At 73.0% G+C, this 16,066-nt stretch carries 15 protein-coding genes; 10 read left to right on the top strand and 5 right to left on the bottom strand.

All coding sequences use genetic code 11. From position 1 onward, the window contains the following. Positions 1-87: 87 nt before the first annotated feature. The 6 genes from ACL03H_RS06605 (at position 88) to ACL03H_RS06580 (ending at position 6,649) form a co-directional block, all read left to right on the top strand. Positions 88-252, top strand: coding sequence for a hypothetical protein (locus ACL03H_RS06605; RefSeq protein WP_412810195.1), 165 nt, complete (start codon positions 88-90; stop codon positions 250-252). A 77-nt stretch (positions 253-329) separates the two neighbouring features. Beyond that, the gene (locus ACL03H_RS06600; protein WP_412810194.1) at positions 330-2,204 is read left to right on the top strand and encodes an ABC transporter ATP-binding protein; all 1,875 of its coding nucleotides are present in this window, start codon (positions 330-332) and stop codon (positions 2,202-2,204) included. 58 nt (positions 2,205-2,262) lie between these two features. Further along, complete coding sequence (locus ACL03H_RS06595) at positions 2,263-3,477, top strand: FAD-dependent monooxygenase (RefSeq protein WP_412810193.1); 1,215 nt, start codon at positions 2,263-2,265, stop codon at positions 3,475-3,477. A gap of 240 nt (positions 3,478-3,717) precedes the next feature. Next, the gene (locus ACL03H_RS06590; RefSeq protein WP_412810242.1) at positions 3,718-4,917 is read left to right on the top strand and encodes an ABC transporter substrate-binding protein; all 1,200 of its coding nucleotides are present in this window, start codon (positions 3,718-3,720) and stop codon (positions 4,915-4,917) included. Beyond that, positions 4,914-5,825 carry a carbohydrate ABC transporter permease gene (locus ACL03H_RS06585; protein ID WP_412810192.1) on the top strand — a complete coding sequence of 304 codons (912 nt, stop codon included), beginning with the start codon at positions 4,914-4,916 and terminating at the stop codon, positions 5,823-5,825. The genes ACL03H_RS06590 and ACL03H_RS06585 overlap by 4 nt, the downstream gene beginning before the upstream one ends. Further along, positions 5,822-6,649, top strand: coding sequence for a carbohydrate ABC transporter permease (locus tag ACL03H_RS06580; RefSeq protein ID WP_412810191.1), 828 nt, complete (start codon positions 5,822-5,824; stop codon positions 6,647-6,649). Before ACL03H_RS06585 ends, ACL03H_RS06580 begins: the two co-directional genes overlap by 4 nt. 307 nt (positions 6,650-6,956) lie before the next feature. On the opposite strand, the gene ACL03H_RS06575 is transcribed toward ACL03H_RS06580, so the two are convergent. Continuing rightward, complete coding sequence (locus ACL03H_RS06575) at positions 6,957-7,607, bottom strand: response regulator transcription factor (protein ID WP_412810190.1); 651 nt, start codon at positions 7,605-7,607, stop codon at positions 6,957-6,959. A 17-nt stretch (positions 7,608-7,624) separates the two neighbouring features. Continuing rightward, a complete protein-coding gene (locus tag ACL03H_RS06570; RefSeq protein ID WP_412810189.1) occupies positions 7,625-9,007 on the bottom strand; it encodes a sensor histidine kinase in 1,383 nt (460 codons plus the stop codon). Positions 9,008-9,122: 115 nt separating this feature from the next. Here ACL03H_RS06570 and ACL03H_RS06565 point away from each other — a divergent pair, with 115 nt between their 5' ends. Both ACL03H_RS06565 and ACL03H_RS06560 read left to right on the top strand, forming a co-directional pair. Next, entirely contained in the window at positions 9,123-9,308 is a 186-nt protein-coding gene (locus tag ACL03H_RS06565; protein WP_412810188.1) for a hypothetical protein, read from the top strand. Between the two features lie 27 nt (positions 9,309-9,335). Then, positions 9,336-10,352 (top strand): CobW family GTP-binding protein, encoded by a 1,017-nt coding sequence (locus tag ACL03H_RS06560; protein WP_412810187.1) that lies wholly within the window; start codon positions 9,336-9,338, stop codon positions 10,350-10,352. A gap of 1 nt (position 10,353) precedes the next feature. Here the strand turns inward: ACL03H_RS06560 and ACL03H_RS06555 are convergent, their stop codons facing one another. Beyond that, entirely contained in the window at positions 10,354-11,115 is a 762-nt protein-coding gene (locus ACL03H_RS06555) for an MBL fold metallo-hydrolase (RefSeq protein ID WP_412810186.1), read from the bottom strand. 96 nt (positions 11,116-11,211) lie between these two features. After that, positions 11,212-11,853, bottom strand: coding sequence for a carbonic anhydrase (locus ACL03H_RS06550; RefSeq protein ID WP_412810185.1), 642 nt, complete (start codon positions 11,851-11,853; stop codon positions 11,212-11,214). 403 nt (positions 11,854-12,256) lie between these two features. Between ACL03H_RS06550 and ACL03H_RS06545 the strand changes: the two genes are divergently transcribed. Then, positions 12,257-13,384 (top strand): NDMA-dependent alcohol dehydrogenase, encoded by a 1,128-nt coding sequence (locus ACL03H_RS06545; protein ID WP_412810184.1) that lies wholly within the window; start codon positions 12,257-12,259, stop codon positions 13,382-13,384. 61 nt (positions 13,385-13,445) lie between these two features. Continuing rightward, the gene (locus ACL03H_RS06540) at positions 13,446-13,961 is read left to right on the top strand and encodes a hypothetical protein (RefSeq protein WP_412810183.1); all 516 of its coding nucleotides are present in this window, start codon (positions 13,446-13,448) and stop codon (positions 13,959-13,961) included. A gap of 4 nt (positions 13,962-13,965) precedes the next feature. Here ACL03H_RS06540 and ACL03H_RS06535 read toward each other — a convergent pair whose 3' ends face one another. Beyond that, positions 13,966-15,738, bottom strand: a complete 1,773-nt coding sequence (locus ACL03H_RS06535) for an FAD-dependent oxidoreductase (RefSeq protein ID WP_412810182.1) — start codon at positions 15,736-15,738, stop codon at positions 13,966-13,968. Positions 15,739-16,066 lie beyond the last annotated feature (328 nt).

Below are 16,066 nucleotides of genomic sequence, written 5' to 3'. Positions count from 1 at the left end.
GGGCGGCCGGATTCGTGGCGTGATCGCGGATCCGCGCTCGAATCCGCCTTCTCCGGGGAAAATCGCAACGCGGAAAGGTGCAAGTCGATGAGCAGCGTCAAGAGCGTTTTCGTGTACATCAACAACCACCGCCGCAGGCACGGCTGGGGCTGGGGCAACGGCTGGGGCTGGGGCAACGGCTGGGGCTGGGGCCACGGCTGGGGCTGGGGCCACGGCTGGGGCTGGGGCGGCGGCTGGGGCTGGGGCAAGTAACAGCCCACGCTCATGCCCGGTGACGCCCGCACCACCACGGTGCGGGCGTCACTCCCGTCGGCGACAGGGGGAACGACGTGCGGGGACCGATCCGGTGGCTCTTCGACCCACCGGCCGCGGAAGAAGCCGGACTGGTGGAGATGGCGCCGTCGATGGGCGTCAAGGAGGTGTTCCGCCGCTTCTGGCCCGATGCGCGGCCGTTCCGCTGGTGGATGCTGGCCAGCCTCGGCCTGGTGCTGCTCTCGCCGCTGCTGGACGCGGCGGCGATCTGGATGTTCAAGGTCCTCATCGACGAGGTCCTCACCCCGCGCGACTTCTCGCTGTTCCCCTACGTGGCCGCGGCCTACGCCGTGATCACGATCGTGACGGGCGCAGTGGGGTTCGGCGAGAGCTACCTGACGGTGTGGATCGGCGAGCACTTCCTGAACCGGCTGCGGATCAGGGTCTTCACGCACTTGCACACGCTGTCGGTGGACTTCTTCGACCGGCGGCGGCTCGGCGACACGCTGAGCAGGCTGACCACCGACGTGGCCTCGATCGAGAGCCTGGTGCTCTCCGGCATCACCCAGACCGCCGCCTCGCTGATCAAGATCGTGCTGTTCGCCGGGGTGCTGTTCTACCTCGACTGGCGGCTGGCGATCGTGGCGCTGCTGGTGGTGCCGCTGTTCCTGGCGATCGCGCGGTTCTTCGCGCAGCGCATCAAGTCCGCGTCCCGGGAGGTCGCGGGGCGCACCGGTTCCATCAGCACCGTCGCCGAGGAGAGCCTCGGCAACGCCCCGCTGATCCAGGCCTACGGCCGGGAATCCGCCGAGGTCGGCAGGTTCTCCCGGCAGAGCAGGTCGAGCCTGTCGGCCGAGCTGTCGGCCGCGCGGATCGGCGGCCTGTTCGAGCCGCTGGTGGACCTGCTGGAGGTCATGGCGATCATGGCGATCGTCGGCGTCGGGATCTGGGAGCTCTCGGCGGGCCGGATCACCCTCGGTGGCCTGCTGGCCTTCCTGGTCTACCTCTCGCAGCTCTACACCCCGGTGAGCAACCTCGGGCAGCTGTCCAACGTGATCTACGGTGCGGCGGCCAGCGCGGAGCGCATCCTGGAGCTGTTCAACCAGCGCCCGCACGTGCCCGCGCCGCGGAACCCGAAGCCGCTGGGCCGGGTGCGCGGCGCGCTGCGGCTGGAGGGGGTCGGATTCCACTACCCGGACACCGTCGACGAGGTGCTCACCGACGTGAACCTCACGGCCGAGCCGGGCCAGCGGGTCGCGATCGTCGGCGCCAGCGGCGCGGGCAAGTCGACGTTGACGAAGCTGCTGCTGCGCTTCTACGACCCGGATCGCGGCAGCATCAGCCTGGACGGCGCGGACCTGCGGGAGCTGGACCCCAAGGAACTGCGCGCGCAGATCTCCATCGTGCTGCAGGAAACGCTGCTGCTGGACGGGACCATCGAGGAGAACATCCTGGCGGGGAAGCCGGACGCCGATCGCGGCGAGCTGATCGAGGCCGCCCGGGCGGCCGACGCGCACGAGTTCATCGCCGCGCTCCCCGACGGGTACGCGACCCGGGTCGGCCAGCGCGGCCGGCTGCTCTCCGGCGGGCAGCGCCAGCGGATCGCCATCGCCCGCGCCATGATCCGGGACGCGCCGGTGCTGCTGCTGGACGAGCCCACCGCCAGCCTCGACGCCGAGGCGGGGCAGCGGATCCTCGGCCCGCTGAACCGGTTGATGGCCGGGCGGACCACGGTGGTGATCTCGCACAACCTGCTCACCGTGACCGACGCCGACCAGATCCTCTACCTCGAGCACGGCCGGGTCACCGGGCTCGGCACGCACGCGGAACTGCTGGCGGGCAACAACGGGTACGCCCACCTGTACCACCTGCACCACCCCTCGGGCGGGGTGGCGTCGGGTGCCCCCGCGCAGCGCAACGGTGATTCCAGCGAGGCGCGGGAGCGCGGTTGACCCCCGCGGCGGAACGGGAACCGGGCGGCAGGCGGCCGCCCTCGTCCAGGAGGTGTTCATGAAGATCACGTGCGTCGGAGCGGGACCGGCCGGGCTCTACTTCGCCATCTCGGCGAAGCTGCGGGACGCCGGGCACGACATCACCGTCATCGAACGCGATCCGCCCGGCGCCACCTACGGCTGGGGAGTCGTCTACTGGGACGACCTGCTGGACGCGCTCTTCGCCAACGACGCGGAGAGCGCGCAGCAGATCCGCTCGGCCTCGACGCTCTGGCAGGAGCAGCAGATCGTGCTGGGCGACGACATCGGGTTCCTCGGCGGCTACGGGTTCAGCGTGAACCGCTCGACGCTGCTGGACGTGCTCGCGGAGCGGGCCGCGGACCTCGGCGTGGACATCCGCTACGAGCACGGCGTCGAGGACCTCGCCGAGCTGGCCGACAGCGATCTGATCATCGGCGCGGACGGGGCGGGCAGCAAGGTGCGCACGCTGCACCAGGAGGCGTTCGGGACCCGGATCGAGACCGGGAGCAACCCCTACATCTGGCTGGGCACCGACAAGGTCTTCGACCGGTTCACCTTCGCCTTCGAGCAGACCTCGGCGGGCTGGGTCTGGTTCCACGCCTATCCGTCCAGCGCGGGGATCAGCACCTGCATCGTGGAGACCACCGAGCAGACCTGGAAGGCGCTCGGCTTCGACTCCCGGCCCGACGAGGACGCGGTGCGGCTGCTGGAGAAGATCTTCGAGAAGCCGCTTGACGGGCAATCGCTGATCAGCCGGTCGCGCGGGGAACCGGCGCGGTGGCAGCGGTTCAACCAGGTGTTGAACCGGACCTGGCGGCACGAGAACGTGATGCTGCTCGGCGACGCCGCGCACACCACGCACTTCACCATCGGCTCCGGCACCCGGCTGGCGATCATGGACGGGTTGATCCTGGCGCAGAAGCTGCACGACCACGAGCACACCGACGCCGCGCTGCGCGACTTCGACCAGCAGGGCCGGGCGGCGCTGCGTCCGCTGCAGGCGGCGGGGCGCACCAGCATGGCCTGGTTCGAGCGGGTGGACCGCTACCTGAACCGCGATGCCGCCGACGTGGCCTACGCGATGGCGGCGCGGCACGGCGTGCAGTCGCCGTGGCAGTACCGGGTGCACCAGGTCGGGCAGCTGAACGGCCTGCGCCGGGGCCTGCGCTGGTACGACAACGCGCACCGCTGGTACCTGGCCTGTCGCCGCGGCGAATCGCTCCGCCCGACCAGGCCCACCACCACCGCCTGAGGCCGGGCGAGCGGCCCGTTCGCCCGTTCCGGTCGGGCGAACGGGCCGTTCACCTCGCGCCGATCGCCACCCGATCGGGGGTTCTTGATCTTGCCGCCGCGATCGGCCGGCAGGAGTTGTTGACCAGCGCGACCGGGCGACCTAGCGTCAGCCGCCGTGCGCAGAACGACTTCGGGGGTGGGCTCCGGCCGATCCGGCGTGTCCCGGCGGTCCCTGCTGGCCGGCGCCGGGCTGGGGGCGCTGGGGCTGGGCGCCGCGTCCTGCGGGTCGAACACCGGGCGCGGCGGTTCCGCCCCGGGCTCGCTGCGGCAGTGGTACCACGCCTACGGCGAGGACGGCGTGCACGAGGCGGTGCGGCGCTACGCCGCCGAGTACCCGGGCGGCGAGGTCTCGGTCCAGTGGAACCCGGGCGATTACGACTCGAAGATCGTCACCGCCCTGCAGGGCGGCAGCGCCCCGGACGTGTTCGAGGCGCAGGTCAAGCTGGATTGGGTGCGCCAGGGCCAGGTGGTGCCGCTGGACGATCTGGTCACCGGGGTGCGTGGTGACTTCCCGGCCCGCGTGCTGGAGACCGCCACGGTCGAGGGCCGCCTCTACGCCGTCCCGCAGGCCGTCGACACCCAGGTGCTCTGCTATCGCCGCAGCAGGCTCGCCGAGGCGGGCGTCCGTCCACCTGGGACGGTCGACGAGCTGGTCGACGCCACCGCGCGGCTGAGCTCCCCGACGAGCAAGGGCCTGTTCGTCGGCAACGACGGCGGGGTCGGCGTGCTCGCCGGTCCGCTGCTGTGGTCGGCGGGCCTGGACTACCTCTCCCCCGACGGACGCCGCACCGGCTTCGACGACCCGCGTGCCGCCCGGGCTTTCGGCAAGCTCGCCGAGCTCGGCGCCAGCGGTGGCCTGCTGCTCGGCGCCCCCGCTGACTGGTCCGATCCCAGCGCGTTCACCAGCGGCCTCGCCGCGATGCAGTGGACCGGTTCGTGGAACCTCCCGAAGATCGCCGCCGCGCTCGGCGACGACTTCGGGGTGCTGCCCTTCCCCCCGCTCGACGAGCGGGGAGCGCCCTCCGTGCCGGTCGGCGCCTACGGCGCGACGGTCCACGCGCGCGGCGCGGACGTGGCCGCGGCGAAGGACTTCGTGCGCTGGCTGTGGATCGAGCGCACCGACCACCAGCTCGAATTCGCCACCGCCTTCGGCTTCCACGTCCCCGCCCGGACCAGCCTCGCCGAGCGGGCCGGGCCGCGCTCCGGCCCGGCGGCCGAGGCCGTCCGGTTCACCCGGGAGCACGCGCACCTCGTCGGTGGTCCGATGTGGACGTCGGCGGCGAACTCGGCGTTGTCCGACGCGCTGTTCCGCATCGCCCGCCAGGACGCCGATCCGGAAGCGGAGACCCGCGAGGCCGTGGCGGCCTCCGACGCCGAGCTGAAGCGCCTGCACGGGTGAGCGCCCGGCATCGCCGCGACAGCAGGGACTTCTGGCTGTTCGTCGGGCCGCTGCTGCTCGGGCTGGTGGTGTTCTCCTACCTGCCGATCGGGTGGAGCCTGTACCTGAGCTTCTTCGACGCGCGCGGCACCGTCACGCCCGAGGTGTTCGTCGGCGTCCGGAACTACGCCGACATGCTCGGCGACGAGGCGTTCCGCTCCAGCCTGCTGACCTTCACCGCCTTCGCGGCGGGCATCGTGCCGCTCACCTACGCGGGAGCCCTGGCGCTGGCGCTCGCGGTGGACCGGGTGCGGATCGCGAAGGCGTTCTTCCGGTCGGTGTTCTTCCTCCCGTTCGCCTGCTCCTACGTGGTGGCGGCGCTGATCTGGAAGACCTCACTGTTCTCCGGGGTGCGCTCCGGGGTGGTGAACTCGGTGCTCGGGGCGTTCGGCGTCGATCCGGTGGCGTGGACGGGCACCGCCGATCCCCCGCTGTACTGGATCGTGCTCATCACCGCGCGGCTGTGGCTCCAGCTGGGCTTCTACGTGCTGCTGTTCCTGGCCGCGTTGCAGCGGATCCCCCGGCACCTCTACGAGGCCGCCTGGCTGGACGGGGCGGAGCCAGGTTGGCAGGTGTTCCGGCACGTCACGCTGCCGCAGCTGCGCGGCACCAGCGTCGCCGTGCTCCTGCTGCTGCTCATCGGCGCGTTCCAGGCGTTCGACGAGTTCTACAACATCCTGGGCGACGCGCGCGGCTACCCGCCCTACGGCCGCCCGCCGCTGGTGTACCTGTACTACACGGCGCTGGGTTCCGGCGGCCAGGACCTCGGCCGGGGCAGCGCGGGGGCGGTGATCCTGTCGGTGCTGATCGCGGTGGTGACGCTGGTGCAGGGCAAGGTGCTCGGGTTCGGCCGGGGGCGGGAGCGGTGAGGCACCGGCTCGCGGCCGTGCTGCGGTGGCTCGCGCTGCTCGTCGCGGCCGCGCTGTTCCTGCTGCCGTTCTACCTGGTGCTCCGCAACGGGCTGGCCACCCGCGAGGAGATCACCTCGCCGGGGTGGACGTTCCTGCCGACCGAGCTGCGCTGGGAGAACTTCGGCGCGTTGTTCACCCGCACCGACGTGCCGTTCGGCCGCAGCCTGCTCAACTCGGCGGTGGTGGCGGTGCTGCAGACCGCGGGCGAGCTGGTGGTGTGCTCGGCCGCTGGTTACGGGCTGGCCCGGATCCCGCACCGGCACTCCGGGAAGGTGCTCGGCGCGGTGGTGGCGACGCTGCTGGTGCCGACCTCGGTGACCTTCGTGCCGAGCTTCGTGCTCGTCTCCAGCCTCGGCTGGATCTCGGACCTGCGCGGGTTGGTGGTGCCGACCCTGTTCAGCGCCCTGAACGCGGTGCTGTTCCGGCAGTTCTTCCTGGACTTCCCCGGGGACCTGGAGGACGCGGGCCGGATCGACGGGCTCGGGCGCTGGGGCGTGTTCCGGCGGATCGTGCTGCCGAACTCCACCGGGTTCCTCGCCGCGATCGCGGCGATCACGTTCATCGGGAGCTGGAACTCGTTCCTGTGGCCGCTGGTGATCGCGCAGGACGCGGAGTCGTGGACGGTGCAGGTGGCGCTGTCGGGCCTGCTCACCGCGCAGAACCCGCAGCCGCACCTGCTGTTCGCCGCGGCGGCGGTGTCGATCCTGCCGATCGTGCTGCTGTTCGCCGCGTTGCAGCGGTACCTGGTTCGCGGAGTCACCGAGACCGGCATCGACGGCTGATCGCCCGTCTCGTGCGACCGGCTCGCGCGGGTGGCGGAACCTCAGCGGCCGCCCGCTGCCGGGACAGGTCCCGCCCCACGCGCCGCGGGCGGGTTCAGCGACGAGGCGGCGCGCAACGCCGACGTCATCCCGGTGACATCCGGACGGCCGACACTGGGTTCCGACGAGCCGATCGCCATCACCTCAGGAAGGATCCGGACCATGCTGCACGCCCTCGGCACCCTCACCGTGATCACCGCAGGAATCGTCGGGTTCTGGGCGGGCTACCGCCACGACTCCCGCCGGAGCCCCCGCCCGGCCGCCTGACCTACTCCGCCAGCAGCCCGGCGTCGTGGGCGACGATGGCGGCCTGCACCCGGTTCGCGCAGTCCAGCTTGGTGAGCACCCGGCTCAGGTGCGCCTTCACGGTGCCGACCGCCATGTGCAGGCGCGCGCCGATCTCCGCGTTGGACGCCCCCGCACCCACCTGCCGCAGCACGTCGAGCTCGGCGGCGGTGAGCGCGGTGAGCCGTCGGCGCGCCGGTTCGGCCGCGTCCGCCGAGGTCAGGTGCCGCTCGATGAGCCTGCGGGTGATCTGCGGCGCGAGGATCGACTCGCCCTCGGCGACCAGGCGCACCGCGCGGATCAGCTCGGCAGGGCCGGTGTCCTTGAGCAGGAAGCCGCCCGCACCGGAGCGCAGCGCCCGCGCCACGTTGCGGTCCTCGCCGAACGCGGTGAGCACGATGCAGCGGGTGCGCGGCGACTCGCGGGCGATGCCAGCCACCGCGCTGATGCCGTCCCCGTCGGGCATCCGCACGTCCAGCAGCGCCACGTCGATCTCCCCGCCCCGGCAGGCGCGCACCGCCGACGGGCCGTCACCGGCCTCGGCCACCACCTCGACGTCGTCGGCGTTCTCCAGGATCAACCGCACGCCCGCCCGCATCAGCGCCTCGTCGTCGGCGATGAGCACTCTGATCATGCGCACCACGGTATCGGTCACCACCCCCGCACGAGCACCGCGACCAGCGCCGCGGCCAGCACCAGCAGCAGCAGGCCGAGCACCAGCAGCAGGCATCCGGCGCCGAGCGCGCGGGGCAGGGTGAGCACGTCGGCGTCCAGCACCGGTGGTGGCTCGCGCAGCGGCTCCGCCCGGGGCGCGGTCAGCGCGGGGTGCGCCGGCAGCTCGGCGGTGAGCGCGAAACCCCCGTCCGAGCCCGCTTCCCCGGCCAGCTCCCCGCCGAGCATCCGGGTCCGCTCCTCCAGCCCGGCGAGACCGCTGCGCAGGCCGGGCGCGGGACGGCGCGGGCCGCTCCCCGGGCCGTTGCGGACCCGCACCGCGATCCGCTCGCCGCCGCGCACCCGCACCTCCACGGCCGAGCCGGGCGCGTGCTTGTGCGCGTTGGTGAGACCTTCGCGCACGATGCGGTGCACGGCGTGCCTGCTCCGGGCGTCGGCGTCGTCCAGGTCCGGGCCGCCGGAACCGGGTTCCTCCCAGCTCAGCGCGACGGACATCCCGGCGGCTCGCGAGTCGGCCACCAGCCGCTCCACGTCCGCGCGGCCCCCGCCGCCCTCGTCCGGGACCTCTCGCGGGTCGCCCGCGCGCAGCACGCCGAGGATCTCCCGCAGCTCGGACATCGCCTCGCCCGCCGTGGTGCGCAGGAAGGCCGCCCGCTCCCCGACCCGCGGCGCTTCCTGCGCCGCGGAGAGCTCCAGCGCCCCGGCGTGCAGGGACAGCAGCGAGAGCCGGTGCCCGAGCATGTCGTGCATCTCGCCCGCGATGCTCGCCCGCTCGGCCGAGCGGGCCTGCTCGGCGGTGAGGTGGCGGGCCTGCTCCAGGTAGTCGTTGCGCTCCCGCAGCAGCCGCACGAGCGGCTGGCGCATCCCCAGCAGGGCACCCGCGAGCACCGGCAGCAGGAGCAGCACCACCGCGTCGGCGCCGGCGCCCAGCAGCACCTCGCGCGGCGCGGCGTCCGGTTCGGACAGCGCGTGGAGCGCCAGCCGCAGCACCAGGGCGATCAGCACCGCCGACCACAACCGCCGGGGCCGCATCGCGCGGCCCGCGCTGAACGCGACCACGACCGAGGCGATCGCGGTGCTGATCACCACGCTCGGCGCGAGCAGCGCGCCGGCCACGAGCGCTCCGCCGGGCCACCGCCTGCGCGCCGGCACCAGCGCGGCGGAGAACAGGGCGATGAGCGCGGTCAGCGGCCACGGCGGGGGTTCCAGCAGGGCGACCCGCATCGTGAGCGCCCCGGCCAGGAGCAGCAGCAGGAAGCAGCAGGACTCCCCGATCACCGTCCGGCGGGGCGCGGCCCGCACGTCCTCGCGGAGCCGTTCGGCTTCGCCGCGCAGCGCGGTGGGCAGGTTCTTCCAGGACACCGGGGAATTCTCGCCGCACCGCGCGGGCCGGGGTAGCGCCGGGTGGCCAGCGCTTCCCGGCCGATCGGACATCGGCCGTGGCCGCTCGGCGGCAGCCCGGGCCGGGTCCGGGCACGTGGTGAACGACCTGGCCGCGGTGCTGCTGAGGCTCCCCGGGATGCCGGGCGCGGAGCAGGCGGGACCACGCCGCGCGGACGTGCTCGTGGTCGTCCACCGCTGGTGGATCGACCGCTCGGCCCGCCGCGAGGGCTCGCGCACCCGGGTCCGGCCCGAACCGCTCCCGGCCGGGGACGCGCGATAGGTTCGAGCCGGACGCGAGGAGGTCTCGGTGGCGGGCAGGCAGATCCCGGTGGTGCTGGTCGCGGGTTTCCTCGGCTCGGGCAAGACGACGCTGCTCAACCACCTGCTCGCCACCGCGGGCGGTACCCGGATCGGGGTCGTGGTCAACGACTTCGGCAGCATCAACATCGACGCGATGCACGTCGCGGGCCAGGTGGACTCGATGGTGTCGCTGGGCAACGGATGCCTGTGCTGCGCGGTGGACGCCAGCGGGCTGGACGCGATGCTCGCCCGGCTCGCGGAGCCGAGCGCGGGCATCGACGTGATCGTGGTGGAGTGCAGCGGCCTGGCCGATCCGCGCGAGCTGATCCGGATGCTGCTGGCCGGGGAGGACCCGAACACCGGCTACGGCGGCCTGGTCGAGGTCGTCGACGCGGCGGAGTTCGAGCGCACCCGCGCCCGCCACCCGGAGTTCGCCACCCACCTGCGGTTCGCGGACGTGGTGGTGCTGAACAAGACCGACCGGGTGCCGCCCGCCGGGCTCACCGCGCTGCGCGCGGTGGTGGCCGCCGAGGCGCCGGGAACCCCGCTGCTGGAGGCGGTGCGCGGCCAGGTCGACCCGGCGTTCCTGTTCGACAGCGTCGAGCGCCCCGCCGACACCGGGCCCCGGCAGCTCTCGTTCACCGACCTGCTCGCCGGGCACGACTGCTCCGAGCACGCCCACGCCGCGTACCGCAGCGCGGAGTTCACCTCGGAGCGTCCGGTGGACCCCCGGAAGCTGATGGACTTCCTCGACGAGCGCCCCGCCGGGCTCTACCGGATGAAGGGGACCGTCCACTTCGGAATCCCCGGGTACCGGCAGCGGTTCCTGCTGCACACCGTGGGCAACTACGTCCGCTTCCACCGCTCGTCCTGGGCGGGCGATCCACCGCGCACGGCGCTGGTGCTCATCGGCACCGACCTGGACGAAGCGGACCTGCGCGCGCGGCTCGACGCCTGCACCACCGAAACACCCGGGAGCGGAGACGAGCACGCGATGCTCCCGGTGCTGCGCTACATCGCCTGACTCAGCGCAGGTGGCGGGCCGCGTTCTCGCGGGCCTCGCCGAGGGCCTTGCTCAGCGAGCCGGTGCGCAGCGGGCCGTGGCCGGGCAGCAGCGCGTCGGCACCGAGCCCCTCCAACGAGTCCAGCGCCTGCAACGCGCGGGCGCCGTCGTGGTGGAACATCGGCAGCAGCATCTGCGGCCCCCGCACCCGCGAGGTGGGATGGCCCGTGATCACGGCGTCACCGCTGATCAGGACCCCGCGCTCGGGCAGGTGGTAGCAGGTGTGCCCGGAGGTGTGGCCGTGCGTGGGCACCGGCACCGGCCTGCCGGGCAGGTCCAGCGCCCCCTCGCGGGGGAACGGCTCGGCCTCCGGGAGCGCGCAGGGCTTGAGCGCCCCGGCTCGCACGACGTGCGCCGCCCAGGGCAGCACCCCGGGGCGCCAGGCGTTGCGCAGGATCTGCTTCGGGGTGGCCTGCTGGAGGTAGTCGCGGCGGGCGTGGGCGACCTCCACCCGGTCCAGGTGCACGGGTATCCCGTACTTGCGGGTCAGCTGCGGCAGCGACCCGATGTGGTCGACGTGGGCGTGCGTGACGAGCACGGCCTCCACGTCCCGCATCCGGTAGCCGATCTCCCGCACCGACGCCTCCACGGCGTCGGCGTCGTCGGGGTAGCCGCCGTCGACGAGGGTCAGCGAGTCGTCCTCGACGAGGATGACCCAGTTGGTGCTGCTCCCGTGGACCAGGTAGGTGCCTTCGGCGGCCTGGACTACGCGGCTCTCGCTCATCAGATCCCTCCCGCGTCGATCATGCCGCATCCGCGCGGACCGGGAACAACGAGGTCACCCGGTCCGCCACGCGGGATGAGCGGACCCTGCGGCGGGTCAGCGCGCGATCGCGTGCTCGCCGAGGGAACCGTGGGCGGCGACGAGGCGGACGGTGCCCTCGTGCAGCCGGTAGGACAGGCCGGCGACGGCGCAGGTGCCCGCCTCGACCCGCTCCGCGAGCACCTTGGACCGCTCGACGAGGAAGTCCGCGGTCTTGCTGATGTGCTCGTCGACGATCTCGTCGATCGCGGTGCGGCCCGCGGCGCGGGCGCTGACCACGCTCGGGTAGACCCGCTCCACGACGTCCCGGACGAAGCCGGTGGGCGAGTTCCCGTCGTCGTAGGCGTTGGAGGCGGCGGTCACCGCGCCGCAGGAGTCGTGCCCGAGCACCACCACGAGCGGGGCCCCCAGCACCCCGACGCCGTACTCGATGCTGCCGAGCGCCTCGGAACCGGCGACGTGACCGGCGGTGCGCACCACGAACAGGTCGCCCAGCCCGCGGTCGAAGATGATCTCGGCGGCGAGCCGGGAGTCGGAGCAGCCGAACAGCACCGCGAAGGGCTTCTGCCCCGGGGCCAGCGCGGCCCGGTGGTCGGCGTCCTGGTTGGGGTGCAGCCGGTCGCCTTCGACGAAGCGAGCGTTGCCCTGGACGAGCAGGTCGAGAGCTTGGGCCGGACTGTCCGGATCGGAGAAGGGCATGGCTAGAAGTTACCCGAGCCGGAGCCGTCCGGCGGGTGCTCGGCGTCACGCCCGGAGCGGCCCACCGGGCACGACCCGGTCCGGAGGGGTGAACTCCGAGCGGCCCTCCCGGCACCCGGACCGACCGGACGACCCCGCGCTCACCCGGAAGGACCATCGAGAACAGCTGATCACCGACCCGAACCGGGCCGAACGGTCCAGCTCCGACCCCGGCTCTCCACTCGCGAAGTCAGCACTGACCGCTTGGCCGGACGCCGCGACACGTGCCACGGTCTGCGTGAGACTCAGGTCACCTTCCCCGCGGCCGGGAGACGCCGCGGCACCCACCCCGCCCGATGCCGACGACGCCATCGCTTCCCGGCGGACCTCGCCGTCCGCCTCGCCCCCGCGGGAGGACCGAACCGTGCAGACCAAGGCAGCCCTCCTCCACGAACCCGGGCAGGACTGGTCCATCGAGGAGATCGAGGTCGGAGATCCCGCCGCGGGCGAGGTGCGGCTGCGGCTGGCCGCCACCGGCCTGTGCCACTGCGACGAGCACCTGCGCACCCGCGCGGTGCCGGTGCCGCCGTACCCGGTGCTCGGCGGCCACGAGGGAGCCGGGGTGGTCACCGAGGTCGGCGCCGGGGTGACCGGGGTGCGGGAGGGAGATCACGCGGTGCTCGGGTTCCTCCCCGGCTGCGGGGCGTGCCGACCCTGCTCGGCGGGGATGCGGAACCTCTGCGAGCAGGGCGCCGGGCCGCTCACCGGCCGCGCCGTCGCCGACGGCACGCACCGGGTGACGCACCGGGGCAGGCCGGTGGCGCCGATGTGCCTGCTGGGCACCTTCTCCCCGCACGTGACGGTCCACCAGTCCAGCGTCATCACGATCGAGGACGACATCCCGCTGGAGACCGCCGCGCTGCTGGGCTGCGGGGTGGCGACGGGCTGGAGCTCGGCCACCGAGGTCGGCGCCACCCGGCCCGGCGACGCGGTGGTGGTCGTCGGCGCGGGCGGCATCGGGATCAACGCGGTGCAGGGCGCGGTCGCGGCGGGCGCGCACGTCGTGGCCGCGGTGGACCCGGCGGCGTTCAGGCGGGGCAAGGCCGTCGAGTTCGGGGCCACGCACGCCTTCGCCTCCGCGGAGGAGGCGCTGGAGCCGCTGCGCGACATCACCTGGGGCCGCCTCGCGAACACCACGATCCTCACCGTCGGCGAGCCGCGGGGCGATCAGCTCGGCGAGGCGCTGGCGTTGACCGCCAGGGGCGGGCAGGTGGTGGTCACCGCGCTGGCCGACATGACCACGACCGAGACGAGGATCGGCGCGTTCGAGCTGGCGCTGCCGCGCGAGCGCGTCCGGGGCGCGATCTTCGGCGGGACGAGCCCGCGAACCCAGGTCCCCCGGCTGCTGGAGCTCTACCGGCGGGGCAGCCTCAAGCTGGACGAGCTGGTCACCCGCACCTACGCGCTGGACGAGATCAACAAGGGCTATCAGGACGTGCGGGAGGGCCGGACCCTCCGGGGCCTGGTCCGCTACACCGAAGCCGACTGGTGATCCCGGCCCCGGCCGGGCCCCCTCGGCTCCCGGGCGGTCCGGCTGAGGCATGATCGCGACCATGCCGACCCCTCCCGGGACCACCGCCGCCGCGACGCTCGCGGCCGGGCCGACCGATCCGATGCACGTCGTGTTCGTGCTCGTCCTCGTGCTGCTGGGGACAGCGCTGGTCCTGGTGCTGGCGAGCAAGTGGAAGCGGTACCGCCAGGTGGCGGCCGAACCGAGTCAGCGCGAGCTGCTGTGGACGATTCCGGTTCCCTGGGACATCCGGCACGCGGTGCGCGAGCTGATGCGCGCCGGGGACCAGGTCCAGGCGGTCAAGGTGCTGCGCGAGGCGGTGCCCGCCGCTTCGCTGCTGCAGGCCAAGCTGCTCACCGAGCACCTGGTCGACCACGAGCACCCCGCCGACTACGCCGAGGTCGTGCGCGAGCTGCGCGAGCGGGATCCGGAGCTGCACGAGCAGCTGCGGCCGCTGGTGGCCCAGCGGGCGGAGATCGAGGTCGTGCGGCTGCTGCGCGAGCGCCTGGGCCTCGACCTCCGCGTGGCCAACGCCCTCGCGAAGGCCCTCGGCGAGTAGCGGTTCAGCGCGCGAGGATCGTCGTCAGCGCCGCCCGCAGGGCACCCTCCGGGTCGGCGGGCAGCTGGTGCGCGCGCCAGCCGATGTGCTTGTCCGGGCGCACCAGCAGCGCCCCGTCCTCGGCGACCTCCCGCAGCCGCGACCAGTCGAAGTACAGGTCCGCGACGTCCTGGCCGGGACCGATCACCACGGTCTCCAGCACGACCCCGAGCTCGTGGGCGATCGCGTCCGCGGCGTCCTTCCAGGAACGCCCGGTGATCCCGGTCAGCAGCGTGAACCGGTCGGCGGGCGCGAGGTCGAGGGTGGAGATCCGCCGGGTGCGGTCGCCGACCCACGCGTGCGGCAGCCGGGAGCCCGGCACCGTCGAGGCCTGGTAGTACAGCTCCGGGTCGCGCTCCGGCTCGGGCCGGGCGGAGCCGTCGGAGACCACGGCCCGGGATTCGTAGAACTGGCCCAGTTCCACGCCGTGCGCGTTGAACTCGTACTCCTTGAGCTCCATCGCGTGCCGCAGCGCCTCGCGCTTGGCCACGCCCGCCGGGGTGGCGTCCTTGCGCTGCTCCACGTTCGCCAGCAGCCGCTCCGGCGGACCGGGTTCGGCGATGTCCAGCGCCTCGAAGAACCGCCCGAACTCGCGGCCGGACCGGTTGGCGCGCAGCACGATCTGCTCCGCCACGGGCGCCCGCTCCTCGGTGTAGCTGTCCAGCAGCTCCTCGCCCGCGCGCCCGCGCAGCACCGCCGCCAGCTTCCAGGCCAGGTTGTAGGAGTCCTGCACCGAGGTGTTGGAGCCGAGCCCGTTGCTCGGCGGGTGCTTGTGCACGGCGTCCCCGGCGCAGAACACGCGACCGGCCTGCAACCGGGTGGCGTACTGCTCGTTGTTGCCCCACAGCGAGGTTCCGGTGATCCGCACGTCGAGCTCCGGCAGCCCGAGCAGCCCGCGGACGATCTCGGCGGCCCGCGCGTCGTCGAGCACCGGGGGCTCGCCGCGCGCGTCGTACCCGCACACGATCATCCACTCGTGCCAGGGCCGGACCATCCGCACCGCGGCGGTTCCGATGCCGCCGATGTTCGAGCCTGGCTGCACGACCCAGTAGAGCACCGAGGGGCGGTGCGCGACGTGCTCGGACAGGTCGGCGCTGAAGGTGATGTTCATGGAGCCCGCGGTGTCGAGCTCGCCGCGCATCGGCAGCGCGACGTCGGCGGCGACCTTCGAGCGGGCCCCGTCGGCGCCGATCAGGTACCGGGCCCGGATCTCGTGCTGGTGCCCGGTGAACCGGTCCCGGACCAGGGCGGTGACGCCGTCGGCGTCCTGCTCCAGCGACAGGTACTCGGTGCCGAACCGGGTCACCGTGCCGCGCCGGGTGGCGTTCTCGATCAGGATCGGTTCGAGGTAGTTCTGCGGGATGTCGCAGTTCCACGAGGGCGAGGCCAGCTCGTAGTCGGCGTGCCGGGCCGGATGGGTGCCCCAGGTGCGGATCCGGCCGAGTTCCTCGCCCGCGAGCGCGGTGCAGAAGACGGTGTCGCCCATCAGCTCGTGCGGGGTGGCCTCGGCGAGCACCCGCTGCTCGATGCCGACGTCCCGGAAGATCTCCATGGTGCGCTGGTTGGTGATGTGCGCGCGGGGGGTGTTCGCGGTCCACCGGTGCTTGGTGACCAGCACGTTGCTCACCCCGAGCGTGGACAGGAACAGCGCCGCCGAGGCGCCCGCGGGGCCGGACCCGACGATGAGCACCTCGGTCTCGATCCGGTTCGGCGACGAGGCTCGGTCGGGGTCCGCCATCTGCACTTCCTCCTGCGCCGGCCGGGCCGCGGCCTCGGATGAGACCTCCGCGGACGGCCGGATCGCGTCCACGCCGCCGTGCGGCGGCCCGGGTTCGGGCTGATTAGAGCCGTCGCCCGATCCGCGATCAAGGAGCTCCCGCGTCGGAATCCACTGTGGACCAGATCCGGACATCTTTCGAGCGAGTGGTTTTCGCACCAAATGCGGCGGGGAAAGGTGTCTCGGCACGCATATGGATCACCATTGTGATCCCGAACACGAGACCTCGCCGGGACGCACTTGACCACCCGTTCCGCGCGCTGCTACATATCAATCAGGAATCCTGATT

It is taken from the genome of Saccharopolyspora antibiotica (assembly GCF_047200635.1).
Taxonomy (GTDB): Bacteria; Actinomycetota; Actinomycetes; order Mycobacteriales; family Pseudonocardiaceae; genus Saccharopolyspora_C.
This window is presented reverse-complemented; position numbering and strand designations above follow the sequence as displayed.